This is a genomic window from Bradyrhizobium sp. HKCCYLRH2015 (genome assembly GCF_051168215.1).
Classification (GTDB): domain Bacteria; phylum Pseudomonadota; class Alphaproteobacteria; order Rhizobiales; family Xanthobacteraceae; genus Bradyrhizobium.
Genome location: NZ_JBNPUO010000004.1, coordinates 512,576 through 530,434 on the forward strand (window position 1 = coordinate 512,576; position 17,859 = coordinate 530,434).

Here is a 17,859-nt window from a genome sequence, read left to right on the forward strand (position 1 = left end):
GGTTTTGACACGCGAAAATCGCTTGGAATCATATAGCGCATGGCGCTGCCGCTAGCCACCCCCAAGGGGGTTCGGAGCGCGCTTTTTCTGCTCGCCTTTCCAGGGACTTAACCGGTTGCCGCGGCCGCCCATGGCAGGCTCCGGGAACCCTGTTTGGCTATGGGCCGAAGACCACCTTGTGCATGATCCGTCCAGGCATGAGCGTGAACAGTCCGGCAATCACGAGGGCGCCGGAGAACAGCGTGATCATGGCCCGGCGATGGGCCGCCACCCGATGGCGGTGCGCAGCCCACACCGCAAGCGGCAGCACGGCCAGCGTATAGATCGACAGCAGGTGGATCGGGCTGAAAGGACCCACCAGCCGGATGGTGTGAATCCAGAACGAGCTGGCCGCAACGGCAGCCATGAGGGCGACCCAGATCCAGCCGAGCGTTCGATGCGGCAAGGTCCCTTTCGGGGCTGCGAACTGGAGCAGCCCCAGTGCGAACGCCGTCATCGCGGCGACCGCGTGCAGCAGGACGGCGGGTTCGGCGGCGAGCAGCGGTGCGAAGCTCATGCAACACCCCGGTGGTCAAGTTACGCACAGCTCAGGCAAACCAAACGTCAGACGCGCGCGATCGTCTGCAATGCGAGACCCGAGGTGATCGCCCCGGCTCCCGTCCCGTCACGGACGAAAGCCACCTTGTATCGACCGAGGACGCACGCGCCTCAGAACGGAATGTCGTCGTCCATGTCGCTGTTGCGTCCGCCACCGCCGGCCGAAGCAACGGCGCGGCGCGGCGGCGCCATCGACGGACCGCTGCTGCCGAAATCGCCGCCACCCATGTCATCGGAGAAGCTGCCGCCACCGCCGCCGCCCCGGCCATCGAGCATCGTCAGGGTGGAGTTGAAGCCCTGCAGCACGACCTCGGTCGAGTACTTCTCGACACCGCTCTGATCGGTCCATTTGCGGGTCTGCAGCGCGCCCTCGATGTAAACCTTGGCGCCCTTCTTCAAATACTGCTCGGCGACCTTGCAAAGACCCTCGTTGAAGATCACCACGCGGTGCCACTCGGTCTTTTCCTTGCGCTCGCCGGTCGCCTTGTCGCGCCACGTTTCCGACGTCGCAATGCTCAGATTGGCGATCGGCCGCCCATCCTGCGTGCGCCGGATCTCGGGGTCCTTGCCGAGATTGCCGACCAGAATCACCTTGTTCACACTACCCGCCATCACCACTCTCCCGCGGTTCTCGATCATCGGACCGGCCGTCCACACCGGCCTCACGGCGTCCGGTGGCTAACCCTTCCTCTCGCGGCGGACCCTATACGGTTGCCGCGCGGTCCACCCGCCCCGTCCATTGCTTATCCACATATAGCAGGCGGATCGCCATTGTTCCAGTTTTGTTCGTATCCATATGACTACAACCATGCGTCGAGTTCCATGGAACTCGAAGGAACCGAAAGTTCCCTTTGCGGAACCCGGAAAAAGTTCCCCTAATCACGAAAAAGGGATTAACTTTCATAAAGTTAGCGCGCCCCACTTCCTCCTCGCCTGTGGCTTTTGGGAGACGGTATCCAGGGTTGAATCGCGTATATTTGCGGACGGATTGGGGCCGCAGGCGTGGTCGCACCAACTTCACAGACGAGCGTCTCCGGGGACCATTTTGGAGACGCCCAACGCGGGAGACTTGGGATGAAACGAATTTTTCTGGGAGCTGTCAGCTTGATGGTTTTGGGGGCGCTGACGCCGGCGGGAGCCGCCGATCTCGCCGCCCGCCCGTACACGAAGGCCCCGGTGATGGCGCCGGCGCCGCTTCCGACCTGGGCCGGCTTCTACCTCGGTCTGCAGGGCGGCGGCGGCTGGGGCCGCAGCGATGAGACCTTCTTCGGTGCGCCGAATACAGCCATCTTCGCCGGGACGCAGCGTTACGACATCACCGGCGGCTTCGCCGGCGGCGTGATCGGCTACAATTGGCAGGTCGACAACATCGTGTTCGGCCTCGAGGGTGACTACCACTGGGCGGACATCGACGGCCGCTCGGCCGTGGTCAACGCTGGCGTCGGTGACACCTACTTCACCAAGCTGCGCGGATTTGGCGACATCAAGGGCCGGCTCGGCTGGGCGATGGGCCCGGCGCTGCTCTTCGTCAGCGGCGGTGCCACGGTCGGCGATCTGCAGCACCGCTACGATGGCGTTCCGGGCAATGTCTTCGTGCAGAACGACTGGCGTTGGGGTTGGACCATCGGCGCTGGCGCCGAATACATGTTCGCGCAGAACTGGTCGGCCAAGGTCGAATACAACTATCTCGACTTCGGCAAGAGCTCGATCCAGTACTCCCCGGTCGCGACCAACCGCTCGGAGTGGAGCGACACCGTCCATACCGTCAAGGCCGGCATCTCCTACCACTTCGGTGGTCCGGGCATGTCGCGCTACTGATCGCACGCCAAGAGCGAATATGTCGAAAGGCCGGCCTCGCGCCGGCCTTTTTTTGCGTGCCAGAACCGGTACTTGCCGAGCCGTTGTGTCCTTTGGGTGACGGCTTTTTACGGCGGAAGGGGCTATCAAGGTCCGGCGGGTGGGCGTTGGTGAGAGCGTGCGTGCGGGCGTCGGACTTGGTTTGGGGAATGCGATGAGAAGGCTGTTGCTGGGGGCGACAACTTCGCTGGCGCTGGGGATTGCGCCGGCCATCGCTGCCGATCTGCCCGCGCGCACCTTCACCAAAGCGCCTGCGATGATCACAACGATCTATGATTGGAGTGGTTTCTATCTCGGCCTGAACGCCGGCGGCGCATCCTCCCGCACCTGCTGGACCAACAAGGTCAGCTTCGCAGGTGTCGCTGCGACCAACGCCGAGGGTTGCCACGATGCGACCGGCGCGCTGGCGGGCGGCCAGATCGGCTATCGCTGGCAGGCTGGCGGCTGGGTATTCGGCGTCGAAGGTCAGGGCAACTGGGCCAACCTCAAGGGCAGCAACACCAGCCAGTTCGCCCCGGCCGTGACCAACCAGACCAAGATCAACGGCATCGGCGTGTTCACGGGCCAGGTCGGCTATTCCTGGAACAACGTGCTCTGGTACGTAAAGGGCGGCGCCGCGGTCGCAAGCGAGAAGTACAACGGTCTCGCCACGGCAACGGGCGCGGCTCTCGACCAGTCCAGCGCCACGCGCTGGGGGGCTGCGGTCGGCACCGGTGTCGAGGTCGGCTTCGCCAAGAACTGGTCGGTCGCAGCCGAATACGAGCACCTGTTCATGGGCAACCGCACCCTGGGCTTCTCCGGTGTTCCCGGCGGAGCCGCGGGCCGGACCGATGCGGTCGGCCAGGACGTCGACATGGCGACGGTCCGCGTCAACTATCGCTGGGGCGGTCCCGTCGTCTCCAAGCACTGACCCTCGAGGATAGGCACTCGAAGACTGGCGCGCTCGAAGACTGGCACTCGAGGCCTGACGCGCCAGGCGCTCACCATGCGTGCCCTCGGACAGCTCCACGATCGGCGCGACGGCCGCGATCTTTACCCGCGCTTAAGCACGTTCGACACATCCCGCCGCACGCCTGCTGCCGATCACGAGTTTAGAAAGCAGTCTCTCCTACAACCAGCCACAGGCCACCTTCGCGTGGGCCCGGATCGGAGGGATCCGGTGCGAGGACAGTTATGGGACTGGGGAGAGACGAATGCAGAAGACGACCTTGATCTTGACCGCTGGAGCCGCGGCGCTGGGACTGGCGCCGGCCTCCGCGGCCGACTTCGCGACGCGCCCTTACAGCAAGGCGCCGCCGCCGGCCTATGTCACGCCGCTGCCGAGCTGGGCCGGGTTCTACCTCGGCGTCAATGGCGGCGCCGACTGGAGCCACAACTGCTGGACGCTCAATCGCGTCGGCGGCGTGCCGGTCGTGCCGACCCAGTCCGAAGGCTGCCACAATGCCTCGAGCGGACTCATCGGCGGCCAGGTCGGCTATCGCTGGCAGGCGGCGAGCTGGGTGTTCGGCGTCGAGGCCCAGGGCGACTGGACCGACCTGAAGTCGTCGAACGCGAGCACGGCTGCGCTGGCTGCAGGCATCACCAACACCACCAAGACCGATGCGATCGGCCTGTTCACCGGCCAGGTCGGCTATGCCTGGGGCAACGTGCTCTGGTACGTGAAGGGCGGCGCGGCCGTCACCCACAACAAATACACCGGCACGGCGAATGCGGCTGCGCCCTTCCCGGTCGGCACGCAGCTGGATTCCGCCAGCGAGACCCGCTGGGGCGGCACCGTCGGCACCGGCGTCGAGTTCGGCTTCGCGCCGAACTGGTCGGTCGCCGTCGAGTACGACCACCTGTTCATGGGCTCGCGCGACATCAGCTTCCCGGCCACCGCCACCGTGCTGTCGCGCGTCGACACCATCAAGCAGGACATCGACATGGCGACCGTCCGAGTGAACTATCGATTCGGAGCGCCGATGGGCACCCGCTACTGAAAAAAGCCGCCACTCGCACGCATTCGGAAAGGCCGGCCTCCACGCCGGCCTTTTTCGTGTCAACAGCCCGGCAGCGTCGCGGCGTTTTTGTGCTAAATATATGATTTATAACGCTTTTTCGTTTCTGTGGCGGGCGCGTTACAGCGTCTCCGGGATGCCCTGTGTATGACTTGCCCATCGCTTGTCATTCCAACCTCCCGGGGGAGAATTTGATGAAGAAGTTGCTTGTGATCACGACGGCCCTCGCCGGCGTCGCGGCCGCCACGTCCGCGTCGGCGGCCGACATGGCGGCACGGCCCTACACCAAGGCGCCGCCCATGGTCGCGCAGATCCTGAGCTGGTCGGGCCTCTACGCCGGCATCCAGGGCGGCGGCGGCTGGGGCACCAGCAAGGAAACCTTCCTTGGCCGCTTCAATGCGCCGGGCTTCCTGGGCACCCAGAACTACAACACCAATGGCGGCTTCGTCGGCGGCGTGCTCGGCTACAATTGGCAGGTCGACAACGTCGTGTTCGGCCTCGAAGGCGACTATCACTGGGCCGACATCAACGGCCGCTCCGCAGTGGTCAATGCCGGCGTGGGCGACACCTTCTTCACCAAGCTGACCAGCTTCGGCGACATCAAGGGCCGCCTCGGCTATGCCGTCGGCCCCGCTTTGTTCTTCGTCAGCGGCGGTGCGGCGGTGGGCCAACTGCAGCACCGCTACGACGGCGTGCCGGGCAACGTCTTCAGCCAGACCACCACCCGCTGGGGCTACACGGTCGGGGCCGGCGCGGAATACATGTTCGCCCCGAACTGGTCAGCCAAGCTCGAGTACAACTATCTCGACTTCGGCAAGAGCGCGATCCAGTACAGCGCTTTCGCGACCAACCGCTCCGAGTGGAAGGACACCGTCCACACCGTCAAGGTCGGCCTCAGCTACCATTTCGGCGGCCCGGTCATTGCCAAATACTGATACCTGCAACCGACAGGTTCCGAGAAAGGCCGGCGAAAGCCGGCCTTTTTTGTTGCACCGATACCACCGTGCCGGCTCGCCACACACGGAACCAAGCAATTGAGTAACATAGGCTTTCTGGAACTGGGCCGTAAAAACGCGGTTTGGCCGCGAGTGTGTCTTCAGGGTGACGGTATTCCGTACGGAACCGGGCTATAGGAACCTCGTCAACTTGAACGGGTGAGTCTGTTTCGTGCGTAAGCTTATCGGTGCGATGCGGACTTCGAGGAATAAACTGGAGACTGGAATGAAGAAGATCTTGCTCGCGACCGTGGCCCTGGCCGCCCTGGCCGCTCCCGCTGCCGCCGCTGATCTCGCCGCACGCCCGACCTACACCAAGGCCCCGGTTCTCGCGCCGGTGCAGACCTGGACCGGTTTCTACATCGGTGCGATGGGTGGCTACGCCAATGAGGATGCTGACTTTGCGGCCATGAAGGGCGGCTTCGCCGGTGGCACCGTCGGCTACAACTGGCAGCAGGGTGCTGTCGTGTTCGGCCTCGAGGCCGATGCTGCCTGGGCTGACATCAATGCCTCCGTCGGCGCGCTTGGCGTGACCGCCGAATCGAAGATCCGTGACTGGGGCACCGTCCGTGGCCGCATCGGTTACGCCTTCGGCCCGACCCTGCTGTACGCCACCGGCGGTTACGCCTGGGCCGACAACCGCATCTCGCTGACGGCTCCCGGCGTCGCCGTTTCGGACAGCAAGATCCACTCGGGCTGGACCGTCGGCGCAGGCGTCGAGTACATGTTCGCCCCGAACTGGTCGCTGAAGGGCGAGTACCTCTACAAGAGCTTCGGTGGCGAGAGCTACACCTTCACCGGCCTCGGCACGCTCGCGACCGGCACGCTCAACGTGCATTCCGGTCAGGTCGGCATCAACTACCACTTCTAAGAACGTCGCCTCCGGGCCAACGCACACAGCCTCCGCTCTGCCAGAGCGGAGGCTTTTTCTTTGCGGGATCGCGCACAGGGCCGGACGGAACCGGCAGCCTCCTGCCATTCGCTGCCATTCCCTGAGCGCATTGTTGATGATTCGCTGACGGTACTGGAAATCCGGCCACGTTCTTCCTACGTTCCGACGATACCTTTTCCCCCTGGCGTCCGATGGCCGGCTCCCGGCGAAACGCGCCTGCAACGATGGCGCGACTCTGCGCCGTGGGACGATCGCCATGGATGAAGTGCTCAAGGCCAAGCAGCGCGCGCAAGCCAACCAGTCGAGCCTGCGGGCCATCACCATCCGCGGCGCCCGCGAGCACAATCTGAAAAACATCGACGTCGAGATCCCGCGCGACAGGCTGGTGGTGTTCACCGGGCTGTCCGGCTCCGGCAAATCCTCGCTCGCCTTCGACACCATCTATGCCGAGGGCCAGCGCCGCTACGTCGAATCGCTGTCGGCCTATGCACGCCAGTTCCTCGAGATGATGCAGAAGCCGGATGTCGACCAGATCGACGGCCTGTCGCCGGCGATCTCGATCGAGCAGAAGACGACCTCGAAGAATCCGCGCTCGACGGTGGGCACCGTCACCGAGATCTACGACTACATGCGCCTGCTGTGGGCGCGCGTCGGCGTGCCCTACTCGCCGGCCACCGGCCTGCCGATCGAGAGCCAGACCGTGTCGCAGATGGTCGACCGCGTGCTGGCGCTGCCCGAAGGCACCCGCCTCTATCTGTTGGCCCCGGTCGTGCGCGGCCGCAAGGGCGAGTACAAGAAGGAACTCGCCGAATATCTCAAGAAGGGCTTTCAGCGCGTCAAGATCGACGGCACCTTCCATGAGCTCGCCGAGGCGCCCACGCTCGACAAAAAGTTCCCGCACGACATCGATGTCGTCGTCGACCGTATCGTCGTGCGCCCCGATATCGGCCAGCGCCTGGCGGAGAGCTTCGAGACCGCGCTGAAGCTCGCCGAGGGCTTGGCCGTGATCGAGTTCGCGGATGCAGCCCCTTCCTCGTCATCACCGGGCCGCGCCGAAGGCGCGAGACCCGGTGATCCATCCTCTTCGAAGGAGATGGATGGCCGGGTCAAGCCCGGCCATGACGAGAAGAAGAAGGTGGCCAAGATCCACGACAAGAGCGGGCCCGAGCGCATCCTGTTCTCCGAGAAGTTCGCCTGCCCGGTGTCCGGCTTCACCATCCCCGAGATCGAGCCGCGGCTGTTCTCGTTCAACAACCCCTATGGCGCGTGCCCCGAATGCGGCGGCCTCGGCGTCGAGCAGCACGTCGATGCCGACCTCGTGATCCCCGACAAGGACGTCACGCTGCGCAAGGGCGCGATCGCGCCGTGGGCCAAGTCGTCATCGCCCTACTACCTGCAGACGCTGACCGCGCTGGGGAAGTTCTACAAGTTCACGCTCGACACCAAGTGGAAGGATCTGCCGAAGAAGACGCAGAACGCGCTGCTGCACGGCTCCGGCGACGACGAGATCAAGTTCACCTATGAGGACGGCGTTCGCGCCTACGACACCAAGAAGCCGTTCGAGGGCGTGATCACCAACATCGAGCGCCGCTTCCGCGAGACCGAGAGCGAATGGGCGCGCGAGGAGCTCGGCAAGTACTTCAACGACGTGCCCTGCGCCGGCTGCAAGGGTTTCCGGCTCAAGCCCGAGGCGCTGTGCGTCAAGGTCGGCGGCAAGCACATCGGCGAAATCAGCGATCTCTCCGTCAAGGCTGCCGGCGAATGGTTTGCCGAGGTGCCGAAGGCCCTGAACGCGCAGCAGACCGAGATCGCCACCCGCATCCTCAAGGAGATCCGCGACCGCCTGACCTTCCTGCTCGATGTCGGCTTGAACTACCTGACCCTGGCGCGCTCCTCCGGCACCTTGTCCGGCGGCGAGAGCCAGCGCATCCGCCTGGCCTCGCAGATCGGCTCGGGGCTGACGGGTGTGCTCTACGTGCTGGACGAGCCGTCGATCGGCCTGCACCAGCGCGACAATGCCCGCCTGCTCGACACGCTGAAGCGGCTGCGCGACCTCGGCAACACCGTGATCGTGGTCGAGCATGACGAGGATGCCATTCGCCTCGCCGACTACGTGCTCGACATCGGCCCCGGCGCCGGCACCCATGGCGGCAACATCGTCGCCGAGGGCACGCCGGCCGAGATCATGCGCAATCCGGCGTCGCTGACCGGCAAATATCTCACCGGCGAGCTCGAGGTCGAGGTACCCGAGCGGCGGCCACCGAACCATCGCCGCACCATCAAGGTCGTCAACGCCCGCGGCAACAATCTGAAGAACGTCTCCGCCGAGATTCCGCTCGGCCTGTTCACGGCGATCACCGGCGTGTCCGGCGGCGGCAAGTCGACGCTGCTGATCGACACGCTGTACAAGGCGATCGCGCGCAAGCTCAACGGCGCCAACGAGGCGGCGGCGCCGCACGACCGCATCGAGGGCCTGGAGCACATCGACAAGATCATCGACATCGACCAGTCGCCGATCGGCCGCACGCCGCGCTCGAATCCCGCGACCTATACCGGCGCGTTCACGCCGATCCGCGAGTGGTTCGCCGGCCTCCCCGAATCCAAGGCGCGCGGCTACGAGCCCGGCCGGTTCTCCTTCAACGTCAAGGGCGGCCGCTGCGAGGCCTGCCAGGGCGACGGCGTCATCAAGATCGAGATGCACTTCCTGCCCGACGTCTACGTCACCTGCGACGTCTGCAAGGGCAAGCGCTACAACCGCGAGACGCTCGACGTGCTGTTCAAGGGCAAGTCGATCGCCGACGTGCTCGACATGACCGTCGAGGAGGCCGCCGAGTTCTTCAAGGCGGTGCCGCGCGTGCGCGACACCTTCGAGACGCTGCGCCGCGTCGGCCTCGACTACATCCATGTCGGCCAGCAGGCCACCACGCTCTCAGGCGGCGAGGCGCAGCGCGTCAAGCTCGCCAAGGAATTGTCCAAGCGCGCCACCGGCCGCACGCTCTATATCCTCGACGAGCCGACCACGGGCCTACACTTCCACGACGTCAAGAAGCTGCTGGAAGTGCTGCACGAGCTGGTCGCCCAGGGCAACACGGTGGTCGTCATCGAGCACAATCTCGAGGTCATCAAGACCGCCGACTGGGTCATCGACCTCGGCCCCGAAGGCGGCGACGGCGGCGGCGAGATCGTCGCCTGGGGTCCGCCCGAGGACATCGTGAAAGCGCCGCGCAGCTACACCGGGCAGTTCCTGAAGCCGGTGCTGGAGAAGTCAGCCAAGCCGAAGAAGCGCACGCGCGGAGCGGCGAGCGAGGCGGCGGAGTAGTTCCGTCGCGCCGTCATTGCGAGCGAAGCGAAGCAATCCAGGGCCGAACCCGAGCCTCCGGATTGCTTCGTCGCTTTTTGTCCCTCGCAATGAGGGGCGCGATGGATAAACGTCCTCTCCAAAAAGCGAAGCCCGCCGCTCGATCACGAGCGGCGGGCTTCGTCTGTCTGCTCACGTACAACTCACCAGCGATAATACCCGCTGCGCGTGCCGTTGTTGTTGCCGCCGGGCCCGACATCGCCCTGGGTCGAGCTCGGAGTCGGATGGTTGGTGCCGTTGTAGCCGGCGCCCCAGCCCGGGCCGTCATACGGGCCCGGCGCGACCGCGACGTAGCCTTCCTCATAGACCGGACCCGGCGCCCAGGCGAAGGAATCGCGGTAGGCGTAGGTGCTGGTGACCTGCCCGCCATAGCCGTAGCCACCCGGGCCGTACTCGCCGGCTGAAGCGGCGGCGGTGCCGGCAACCAGCGTGACCGCGGTCAAGGCCGCCAAACCAAACATGCGCGTCATGAACTTGCTCCTTCGTTCCTAATTATCGCGGAGCAAACAACGTGAGGACCCTGCCGGTTCCGCGGCAGGTCACGACAATGCTGCGACACAACGCTTCGCTCACATTGCCGCGATTGAATGATCCAACGCGGCTGTCTCTCGGTAGCTCCTTGCGGAAGACAAGCCCGCCGCTCGTGTCCGGGCGGCGGGCTTGTCGACTGGACGCTGACTTATCTGACAGCGATTACCACTGACGATAGACGCCGGTCAGCGTGCCGTTGTTGTTGCCGGACGGACCGACATCGCCCTGGGTCGAGCCCGGGGTCGGATGGTTGGTGCCATTGTAGCCGCCGCCCCAGGCCACTGGGCCAGCCACCGGACCGGGCGCGTAGGCCGGCGCCGGCGCTGCGCCATACACCGGCTCGGAATCGGTGGTCTGCGCCGGCGGCACCCAGGCCATGGAGTCGCCGAAACGGGCATAGCCCTGCGCGGACGCTGCGGCGGTGCCGATCACCAGCGTGGCTCCGGCCAGCGCGGCCATCTTGATCGTGCGTTGCATGTCTCTCTCCTTGCTTCTGTGCGGGGTCAACCACCGCACCGCGCAAGGCGTTCCTGCAGCGCACACTCACAAAAATCGTGATGAAAGGTTGATTGGCCGCCGCACCGAGCCCCCTTGCAGGACTGAGCGAACCCAGCCCCGCAAAAGCTCCCCTGCGACGCTCAGGCCGCGACGGCGACCGCCCGCGGCCGCGCCACGCCGGTCTTGGTCACTCCCGGCAGGGGCGGCGCCTTCGTGCCGGTCGCATGCGGGAAATACTGCAGCTGCATGGAATGCATGTAGCCGGCTTCCGCGGTCCAGGAGTCGTTCGCCTCGACGATCGGCGTGATCGTGAACAGGTCCGGATTGCTCGGCGCAATCGCGGTATAGGTCGGGATCGATGCGCTGAGCCACTCGAGCGGTTTGTAGATCGAGTAGTAGTTGGTGTCCTTCAGGACAGGCGCCGGCGGCGGATAGGTGCCGAGAATCCCGTTCAGGTTGGCCCAGCCCATCGGCACGATGTCGTTGCTGTTGACCGCCGCGTAATAGGTGTAGCTCTTTGCGAAGGTCGCCGCGAATCCCGCGTTCCACATCGTCGGAGCCGCGAAGGTGTGCGGCCACAGCGTGAACTTCAGCGACGAGTTCAGCTTCGGCAGCTGATCCTGCAGCCATGCCGTCGCCGCCACAGCGAGCGCGCCGCCGAGGCTGTGCCCGGTCACCATCAGTTGCAGGTTCTGCTTGGCCGCGAGGCCGCGCAGATAGTCCAGCAGCGACAGGTCCGTCGTGGGATCGGTGAGCGCGATGACCAGCGCCAGCGCGTCGTTGATTCCGGCGCTGATCTGCAGCGGCGCGCCGGCCTGCTGCGGATACAGCCACGGCACCTGGAAAACCGCGTCGGCATCGGCCAGCACGTTCTCGAAGGCGCCGGCGACCGAGCCGTCGACATCGGTGCCGCGGAACGCCAGCGCATAGCTGCCGTCGCTGCCTTGCGCGACATAGGCGAGCACGCCGTTGTTGACCGCCGGGCCCCAGACGAGCGACCACGGACCGTTCGCCGCGCCCGACGGGACGGACTTCAGCATCGTCACGAAATCGCTCGGCTGAACCGCATCGAGCGCGTCGTCGATATAGGCGAAGTAGGACAGATAGGCTGCAGCAACCTTGTTGAGGGCCATGTGAAATCTCTCTGGCTTGAATGATGAAAACAATTTCGATCAAATCGGGCAGGCAGACCCTGATCCGCCGGCGCACCGGGATCATAGACCGCGTCATCTCCAGGTGCACATCACAACATGTTCAACCCCTGATCATCGCACGTCGCCATGGCGCTGCGAGACGCAACGGTCGCGTCTCATTGCGCCCCGCCCCTCCCATTGCTATGGCGCAGGGCTGTCGCAGCACGACACGCCTCGACGATCATCAGCCCCTCGCCACGCTCACCCCGCGCGATGCCATATTCTCTCGTCATCTTCGATCTCGACGGCACCCTCGCCGACAGCTTCCCGTGGTTTCGGGTCCACGTGAATGCGGTCGCCGCGCGCTTCGGCTTTCGCCAGGTGAAGGACGAGGACATCGACGGGCTGCGCCATGCCTCGACGCGCGAGATCCTCGATTTCCTCCAGGTGCCGCGCTGGAAGCTGCCCTTCATCGCGCGCCACGTGCGCCGCCTGAAGACGGCGCATGCCGCAAGCATTCCGCTGTTTGCAGGCGTCGACATCATGCTCGACACGCTTGCCGCGAACGGCACGACGCTCGCATTGGTCTCGTCGGACAGCGAGGCCAACGCGCGGCAGAAGCTCGGATTGCGCGCCGGTCTGTTCGCCGATTTCGATTGCTCGGCCTCGGTGTTCGGCAAGGCACGCAAGTTCCGCCGCGTGCTGAAGCGGCTGCGCGTCGACCCGGCCCGGGCCATCGCGATCGGCGACGAGACCCGCGACATCGAGGCGGCGCGCGCCGCCGGCATTGCCTTCGGCGCGGTGACATGGGGCTATGCCGCGGAGCAGGCGCTGCGCGACCAGCGACCGGAGATGCTGTTCACGCGGGTGGAGGAGATCGTGGAGCGGCTGGTCGTGCATGCCGGACGAGATCCGTAGCCTGCATCGGCGCCGGGATGCAGGGACAATGACGAACCTCGATACCTGCCCGCGTCTTTGCGAGCGCCTCGTCAAAGCCCGGATGAGCGCAGCGACATCCGGGGTCATCGCCGGCGTCGCAGAAGAACCCGGATATCGCTGCGCTCATCCGGGCTACAGTCCGTGCCCAGCGCCTCACCGCCGCAGGAACGCGCCGAAGGCGCGCGGACCGTCCCCGACCTTGATCTCTCCCGTGACCTTCAGCGCGGCCACGTCGATGACGCTCAGGATGTTGCTCTCCCAATTGGCGACGATGACGCGCTGGCCGTCGGCGGTCGCCTCGATGCCCTCCGGATAGTCGCCGACACTGATGCGCTTGAGCGGCTGCAGGCTCGCCAGGTCGAACACGCTGACCGTGCCGTCATACTGGTCGGTGGCGAAGCCCCTGCCCTGCGCCAGCGCCACCGCATAGGGCCGCAAGCCGGTCTTGACCCGGCCGATCTCGCGGCGCCCGGCGAGGTCGATCACCGAGACGTCGTTGGAGGCGACATTTGCCGTGTAGGCGCGCTTGCCCTCGGCGTCGATGGTCACACCGAACGGCCGCGTCCCGACCTTGATGGTCGCAAGGCGCTGGCGCGTCGCCGTGTCGATCACCGAGACCATGTCGTCGTCGCGGTCGGCGGACAGCAGCAGCTTGCCGTCGGGGGTCACTGCAAGCCCCGACGGCGAGGCGCCGACTGTGATGCTGCCGATCACCGTCCGGGTCTTCGCATCGATCACGCGGATCGCGGCGTTGTACCAGTCGGCGACGTAGACCGTCGAACCGTCCGGCGTCACCGCTATGCCGAGCGGCCCGCCACCGACCTCGATGCGGCCGACGACTTTTCGCTCGGCAGCATCGACGACGCTGACGGTCTTGTCGTCCGGACTCGCGATATAGGCGAAGCGGCCGTCGGCGGCGACGGCAACGCCGGCCGGCTTGCCGCCGATCGGAATCGTCGCCACCGGCTTCGAGGTCGCGAGGTCGACGATCGTCAGATCGTCGCTGAGCTGATTGGTGACGAAGGCTTCCTCGGCGTGAGCTGCGGTGCCAAGGGCGAGTACAACTGCGAACAGAAGGGCTCGGCCAAAATGAGAGAGAGGACTGGTGGCAGAGTAGCGGACTCGGTGCTTACCTCTCCCCGCTTGCGGGGAGAGGTCGGATTGCATCGCCAGATGCAATCCGGGTGAGGGGGTACAGGTCTCTCCACGAGCACTTCCCGTGCGTCTGCCCCTCACCCCAACCCTCTCCCCGTAAGAACGGGGAGAGGGAGCGCAGTGCCGGCTGGGCGACATCATCGATCCCTAACTACCAATCCGCCCCTTCAGCTACCGCCCTCCACCTTCTTCTTCAGGCCCTCGAGCCCGCCCTTGTAGAGCCCGCTGACCGCGTTGACCGCAGCCTCGTCGTTCAGCTCCGGCGGCGGGTCGTTGTTGGGGAAGCCGCGGTAGAACGCGCCGGTCCATTCGACCACGCTGCCCTTGCCGTCAGCGCTCGGCGTCACCGCGATGGTCGACGAGTAGTTCGTCACCGGCAGCACCTTCACGTCGACGGCGGTGATGCGATACGAATAGCTCATCTTCTCGGCGTCGTATTTGTAGAGCTCCTCGTCGACGGTCGCGCCGCCTTTCAGGGTCAGCTTGCGCGTGGCGCCGATCTCGTTGCCCTTGTCGCCCGCGGTCTTGTCGACGACGCCGAGCCAGCTCATGTCCTGGAAGTTGCCGATCACGGCCCATACCTTGGCGGGCGCGGCGTTGATCTCCACGTGCTCCTGCACCTTGCGCCGGGTGGGCCCATGCGCTTCCGCCATCGTCAGGGTCGTGATTGTCAGGGCCGTCGTTGCGATCGCGAGCGCCGTCCTTGCGGTCAGCGCCTTGCCGAACACCATCCTCATCTCGTTTCCTCGGTCACTTTCATTGGCCCGCGCATCCGGCGCGGACAGGCCTATCTTTGCACCGCACCGGATTGTTGCAACAAAAAAGACCGTGTCGTGACCGCCTCAATTTGCGCCGCAGCAGCGCTTGTATTTCTTGCCGGAACCGCAAGGACAGGGGTCGTTGCGGCCGGGCTTGCCGAACGACGCGAACGGATTGGGCTGCCGGGCGAAGCTGGTGGACGCGGGCAACGGAGCCCCGCTCTGCCGGTATTGATACAGGGTCAGCACCGCCTGGCGGATGTTCGCCGGCGCCCGGCGGCTGAGGTTCTCATACTCGACGGGATCCGGATTCTCATCGAGGGTCGCGCCGATCACCATCATCAATCCGATTGCGGCCATCGCGACTTCGCCGCCGACCCGCTCGTAAGCCTCGAACCGCTCGCGTCTCAGGTTCGTGGCCGCCGCAAAACCGTCGATCCACAGCTCCCAGACGACGTCGCCGTCGAAGGCGTCGATTGGAAAACGCGGCTGGTACTGCTCCGGATGCTGCGCGAGCGTCAGCGCGATCTCCCGGTGATAGTCCATGACCAGCCCGAGCACCTCATTGGCATGGTCGATGCTGGAGAAGACGGAGCGATGCCCCTTGCCGAGCCCGAAGGCCGCCGCGAACCATTCGCCCGGAGGAATCGGCTCAGGGAGCACGAGCAGGCCGGCGATGAAGCCGTCGAGCTCCTCCAGCACCATGGCGCGATCATCCAGGGCCAGCAGCGCCCGTTCGAGCTTGTCGTGGCGACCGATCTGCTCCGGCATGCAGCCCCCTCTTCCTTCGCTCCCGTCACGTTCCGAGTCGCCCGACGGGCAAGCCGCGCACATGGCCGAGCCACGACGCGGCCGTTTTGACACCAAAACAGCCGTGCGCAAAACCTAAATTTCCGCACGGGATCAGCGGCATCACCCTTGTCCAGTCCTGCCGCGAAAAATATTCTTCTTTCGTTTTTACGGAATTTCTGTTTTCCTGCATGCGTCCCGTCCTCACGAGAGGGACGCTTCGCGGTCGTCACGGGCGTGGAGGGCGGGATGCGATGGACGTCACGGGCCCGGTGCTGATGCGCAAGACGACGGGTCGCGGGACGGACGGCGAAATCGTGTGGTCCTGACCTCCCGACGCTGAGGTCAAATGGGTGTCGATGCCTTCTGGGCGTCGCGCCGATGACGGTGGCCAGAAAGCCCGGTGCACCGAGGAGAGCGCGTATAAGTCGTAAACCGTCGCGCAGGGAAGGCCGGTTGTTCGGCCAATCCTGTGGTTCCTGCCGCCTGCATTTTTTTCGCAGGCGGGCCATGGGTGCGGCCTGCACCCGGCCTTCCCTGCGCCCTCTCACCTGGGAGGGCGGAATGAATGTCAAAGCTCGGATGCCGGGGCATCGCGAGATCGGCGTCACATGGCCAGTCACGGCGAGCAATCCAGAGTCGTCCGGAGCCGTCACTCCGCAAACACGCCCTGTACGAACCCGTCCGGATCATTGCAGAACTCGCGCATGGCCTTGAAATGATCAGTGTCCTGCACGCGGACGGGCTCCAACCCGTATTTGGTCAACCGCAGCAGAGTCGCGCCCGGATAGGCCATCAGCACCGGCGAATGCGTCGCCATCAGCACCTGGCAATGACTGGAGTCATCCATCCGCCGCATCAGCTTCAAAAACTCGATCTGCCGCGCCGGCGACAGCGCCGATTCCGGCTCGTCGAAGATGTAGATGCCCTGGCGCTGGCAGCGCTCGTCGAAGAAGCGAAGGAAGCCCTCGCCGTGGGAGTGGGACAGGAAGTCCGGCGGCGGCTCGCCGAGCGGATCGTCCAGTGCGGCCTGGTCGAGATAGCGCGCCACCGAAAAGAAGCTCTCGGCGCGGAAGAACCAGCCCTGCGTGATCTTCGGCAGCCAGCTCGCCCGCAGCGCGGCAGCGAGTGCGCCGCCCATGCGCTCCACCGCGCGGCCATGATCAACCGGCATGTAACCCTTGCCGCCGCCGGCCTCGTCATAGCCGGCGAGCGCTGCGATGCCTTCGAGCAGGGTCGACTTCCCGGTGCCGTTCTCGCCGACGATGATCGTAATCGCACTCGTGAAGCTGAGCTCGAACTCATCCTGCAGGAACGGCAGGCAGAACGGATAGGCGGCGCGATCGGAGATCTTGGCCGGATCGAGCCACAGCCGCTTCAGATAAGGGGCTGGCAACCGGATCTCGCGTTGCTTCCTCGCCATGACGCCTTCACAACCTCGGTGACATCACCGGCAATCTCGCACATCGCGGTCGCATCGGCCACCGCCGCACCGACGCTATGCCACGACCTCCAGCACCAGCTCCATGGTCATCAGCACCGGATTGTCGCCGCGGACGAGGCGGCCTTGCGCGAGTGCGCCGGTGTAGTCGACCAGCGCGACGTCAACAGTGGCTTCAAGGCTGTCGTCACCGGGCGCGATCGTGCCGGCGGTGATCGTCAGCTCCGTCGCGAACGGCTCGACGACGCCGCCGTCCTCGAAGCGCGCCCCGATGGTCGAGCCGACGCCGCCGCGAATGCGCCCCTTGCTGATCCGCTGCGCCCGGCAGAACGCCTCGAGGCAGCCGGCGAAATCCTGGTTCGGCCGCAGCCGCAACGCGAACGCGCGGCGATCCGTCGTGGCGCCGCTTGGTGCGGCCGCCACCGGGCCGAACAGCTTGAAGCCGGTCTCGGGATCAGGCGCGGCCGTGAAGATCGCGCCATCGAGCCCGAAAGCCTCGACCTCGAACGGCTCGGCGACGATGGTCTCTTCCGGCAGGATGTGCCCTCCCCCGGCGCGGCCGCCCTGTTCCGTCCACAGCGCGTGGCAATGGAAGAATGGCGCGCCGTCGCGCACGCCAAGCGTCATCGTCGCGGTCGACAGGCGCGTCACACCGGCGGGCCGATAGGTCTCGCTGTAAAACGCGGCATGATCCGCCGTCTTCGACAGCGCCGGCATCACATAGGCGAACGGTCCGAGCGCCCCGCCTTTGATGTCGAGCACGCCACCGGCAAAGCCATTGGCCGCGAAGCCGCGGCGCGCGGCTTCCAGCAGCGGCAGGCCTTTTTCGAGCGCGAACGTGAAAGCGCGGCCGCGCGCCGCGACCCACTGGATGCGGTCGGCCACGGGCGCGCCGGGCTGGATGATGGATCGCATCACG

Annotated in this window: 17 protein-coding genes; 7 read left to right on the forward strand and 10 right to left on the reverse strand. The window is 65.5% G+C overall.

Going from position 1 to position 17,859, the window contains the following annotated elements:
- Window positions 1-157: 157 nt before the first annotated feature.
- Together ACQR1H_RS13430 and ACQR1H_RS13435 are read right to left on the reverse strand one after the other, a co-directional pair.
- Window positions 158-556, reverse strand: a complete 399-nt coding sequence (locus tag ACQR1H_RS13430) for a DUF2306 domain-containing protein (RefSeq protein ID WP_434907650.1) — start codon at window positions 554-556, stop codon at window positions 158-160.
- A 152-nt stretch (window positions 557-708) separates the two neighbouring features.
- The gene (locus ACQR1H_RS13435) at window positions 709-1,209 is read right to left on the reverse strand and encodes a single-stranded DNA-binding protein (protein ID WP_315738108.1); all 501 of its coding nucleotides are present in this window, start codon (window positions 1,207-1,209) and stop codon (window positions 709-711) included.
- 462 nt (window positions 1,210-1,671) lie between these two features.
- Here ACQR1H_RS13435 and ACQR1H_RS13440 point away from each other — a divergent pair, with 462 nt between their 5' ends.
- From ACQR1H_RS13440 to uvrA, 6 genes are all read left to right on the forward strand, one after another.
- Window positions 1,672-2,415, forward strand: a complete 744-nt coding sequence (locus ACQR1H_RS13440; protein WP_434907651.1) for an outer membrane protein — start codon at window positions 1,672-1,674, stop codon at window positions 2,413-2,415.
- Between the two features lie 193 nt (window positions 2,416-2,608).
- Window positions 2,609-3,364: an outer membrane protein gene (locus ACQR1H_RS13445; protein ID WP_434907652.1), complete on the forward strand. Its 756-nt coding sequence runs from the start codon at window positions 2,609-2,611 to the stop codon at window positions 3,362-3,364.
- 283 nt (window positions 3,365-3,647) lie between these two features.
- A complete protein-coding gene (locus ACQR1H_RS13450; RefSeq protein WP_434907653.1) occupies window positions 3,648-4,433 on the forward strand; it encodes an outer membrane protein in 786 nt (261 codons plus the stop codon).
- Between the two features lie 212 nt (window positions 4,434-4,645).
- Window positions 4,646-5,386 carry an outer membrane protein gene (locus ACQR1H_RS13455; protein WP_434907654.1) on the forward strand — a complete coding sequence of 247 codons (741 nt, stop codon included), beginning with the start codon at window positions 4,646-4,648 and terminating at the stop codon, window positions 5,384-5,386.
- 286 nt (window positions 5,387-5,672) lie between these two features.
- A complete protein-coding gene (locus tag ACQR1H_RS13460) occupies window positions 5,673-6,317 on the forward strand; it encodes an outer membrane protein (RefSeq protein WP_315799851.1) in 645 nt (214 codons plus the stop codon).
- A 277-nt stretch (window positions 6,318-6,594) separates the two neighbouring features.
- Window positions 6,595-9,657 carry an excinuclease ABC subunit UvrA gene (uvrA, locus tag ACQR1H_RS13465; protein WP_434907655.1) on the forward strand — a complete coding sequence of 1,021 codons (3,063 nt, stop codon included), beginning with the start codon at window positions 6,595-6,597 and terminating at the stop codon, window positions 9,655-9,657.
- Window positions 9,658-9,839: 182 nt separating this feature from the next.
- Here uvrA and ACQR1H_RS13470 read toward each other — a convergent pair whose 3' ends face one another.
- From ACQR1H_RS13470 to ACQR1H_RS13480, 3 genes are all read right to left on the reverse strand, one after another.
- Window positions 9,840-10,166 (reverse strand): hypothetical protein, encoded by a 327-nt coding sequence (locus ACQR1H_RS13470; protein ID WP_316178602.1) that lies wholly within the window; start codon window positions 10,164-10,166, stop codon window positions 9,840-9,842.
- 223 nt (window positions 10,167-10,389) lie between these two features.
- The gene (locus ACQR1H_RS13475) at window positions 10,390-10,704 is read right to left on the reverse strand and encodes a hypothetical protein (protein ID WP_316215879.1); all 315 of its coding nucleotides are present in this window, start codon (window positions 10,702-10,704) and stop codon (window positions 10,390-10,392) included.
- Window positions 10,705-10,865: 161 nt separating this feature from the next.
- Window positions 10,866-11,858 carry a lipase family protein gene (locus tag ACQR1H_RS13480; protein WP_315799847.1) on the reverse strand — a complete coding sequence of 331 codons (993 nt, stop codon included), beginning with the start codon at window positions 11,856-11,858 and terminating at the stop codon, window positions 10,866-10,868.
- A gap of 273 nt (window positions 11,859-12,131) precedes the next feature.
- On the opposite strand from ACQR1H_RS13480, the gene ACQR1H_RS13485 reads away from it, so the two are divergent.
- Window positions 12,132-12,776: an HAD hydrolase-like protein gene (locus tag ACQR1H_RS13485; protein ID WP_315799846.1), complete on the forward strand. Its 645-nt coding sequence runs from the start codon at window positions 12,132-12,134 to the stop codon at window positions 12,774-12,776.
- Window positions 12,777-12,950: 174 nt separating this feature from the next.
- On the opposite strand, the gene ACQR1H_RS13490 is transcribed toward ACQR1H_RS13485, so the two are convergent.
- The 5 genes from ACQR1H_RS13490 to ACQR1H_RS13510 all read right to left on the reverse strand — a co-directional run bounded on the left by ACQR1H_RS13490 (window position 12,951) and on the right by ACQR1H_RS13510 (window position 17,855).
- Window positions 12,951-13,964: a cytochrome D1 domain-containing protein gene (locus ACQR1H_RS13490; protein ID WP_434892062.1), complete on the reverse strand. Its 1,014-nt coding sequence runs from the start codon at window positions 13,962-13,964 to the stop codon at window positions 12,951-12,953.
- Between the two features lie 155 nt (window positions 13,965-14,119).
- Window positions 14,120-14,689 carry an SRPBCC family protein gene (locus ACQR1H_RS13495; protein WP_434892061.1) on the reverse strand — a complete coding sequence of 190 codons (570 nt, stop codon included), beginning with the start codon at window positions 14,687-14,689 and terminating at the stop codon, window positions 14,120-14,122.
- 105 nt (window positions 14,690-14,794) lie between these two features.
- On the reverse strand, window positions 14,795-15,481 hold the full coding sequence (locus tag ACQR1H_RS13500) for a UPF0149 family protein (protein ID WP_434907700.1): 687 nt from the start codon (window positions 15,479-15,481) through the stop codon (window positions 14,795-14,797).
- Between the two features lie 670 nt (window positions 15,482-16,151).
- Window positions 16,152-16,922 carry an AAA family ATPase gene (locus ACQR1H_RS13505; protein WP_434907656.1) on the reverse strand — a complete coding sequence of 257 codons (771 nt, stop codon included), beginning with the start codon at window positions 16,920-16,922 and terminating at the stop codon, window positions 16,152-16,154.
- Between the two features lie 75 nt (window positions 16,923-16,997).
- Window positions 16,998-17,855, reverse strand: a complete 858-nt coding sequence (locus ACQR1H_RS13510) for a PCC domain-containing protein (protein WP_315799842.1) — start codon at window positions 17,853-17,855, stop codon at window positions 16,998-17,000.
- Between the last annotated feature and the right edge of the window lie 4 nt (window positions 17,856-17,859).

Excerpts from the sequence above, each read along its gene's own strand:
- ACQR1H_RS13430 (WP_434907650.1), bottom strand. The coding sequence starts at position 556 with ATGAGCTTCGCACCGCTGCTCGCCGCCGAACCCGCCGTCCTGCTGCAC.
- ACQR1H_RS13435 (WP_315738108.1), bottom strand. The coding sequence starts at position 1,209 with ATGGCGGGTAGTGTGAACAAGGTGATTCTGGTCGGCAATCTCGGCAAG.
- ACQR1H_RS13440 (WP_434907651.1), top strand. The coding sequence starts at position 1,672 with ATGAAACGAATTTTTCTGGGAGCTGTCAGCTTGATGGTTTTGGGGGCG.
- ACQR1H_RS13445 (WP_434907652.1), top strand. The coding sequence starts at position 2,609 with ATGAGAAGGCTGTTGCTGGGGGCGACAACTTCGCTGGCGCTGGGGATT.
- ACQR1H_RS13450 (WP_434907653.1), top strand. The coding sequence starts at position 3,648 with ATGCAGAAGACGACCTTGATCTTGACCGCTGGAGCCGCGGCGCTGGGA.
- ACQR1H_RS13455 (WP_434907654.1), top strand. The coding sequence starts at position 4,646 with ATGAAGAAGTTGCTTGTGATCACGACGGCCCTCGCCGGCGTCGCGGCC.
- ACQR1H_RS13460 (WP_315799851.1), top strand. The coding sequence starts at position 5,673 with ATGAAGAAGATCTTGCTCGCGACCGTGGCCCTGGCCGCCCTGGCCGCT.
- uvrA (WP_434907655.1), top strand. The coding sequence starts at position 6,595 with ATGGATGAAGTGCTCAAGGCCAAGCAGCGCGCGCAAGCCAACCAGTCG.
- ACQR1H_RS13470 (WP_316178602.1), bottom strand. The coding sequence starts at position 10,166 with ATGACGCGCATGTTTGGTTTGGCGGCCTTGACCGCGGTCACGCTGGTT.
- ACQR1H_RS13475 (WP_316215879.1), bottom strand. The coding sequence starts at position 10,704 with ATGCAACGCACGATCAAGATGGCCGCGCTGGCCGGAGCCACGCTGGTG.
- ACQR1H_RS13480 (WP_315799847.1), bottom strand. The coding sequence starts at position 11,858 with ATGGCCCTCAACAAGGTTGCTGCAGCCTATCTGTCCTACTTCGCCTAT.
- ACQR1H_RS13485 (WP_315799846.1), top strand. The coding sequence starts at position 12,132 with ATGCCATATTCTCTCGTCATCTTCGATCTCGACGGCACCCTCGCCGAC.
- ACQR1H_RS13490 (WP_434892062.1), bottom strand. The coding sequence starts at position 13,964 with ATGCAATCCGACCTCTCCCCGCAAGCGGGGAGAGGTAAGCACCGAGTC.
- ACQR1H_RS13495 (WP_434892061.1), bottom strand. The coding sequence starts at position 14,689 with ATGAGGATGGTGTTCGGCAAGGCGCTGACCGCAAGGACGGCGCTCGCG.
- ACQR1H_RS13500 (WP_434907700.1), bottom strand. The coding sequence starts at position 15,481 with ATGCCGGAGCAGATCGGTCGCCACGACAAGCTCGAACGGGCGCTGCTG.
- ACQR1H_RS13505 (WP_434907656.1), bottom strand. The coding sequence starts at position 16,922 with ATGGCGAGGAAGCAACGCGAGATCCGGTTGCCAGCCCCTTATCTGAAG.
- ACQR1H_RS13510 (WP_315799842.1), bottom strand. The coding sequence starts at position 17,855 with ATGCGATCCATCATCCAGCCCGGCGCGCCCGTGGCCGACCGCATCCAG.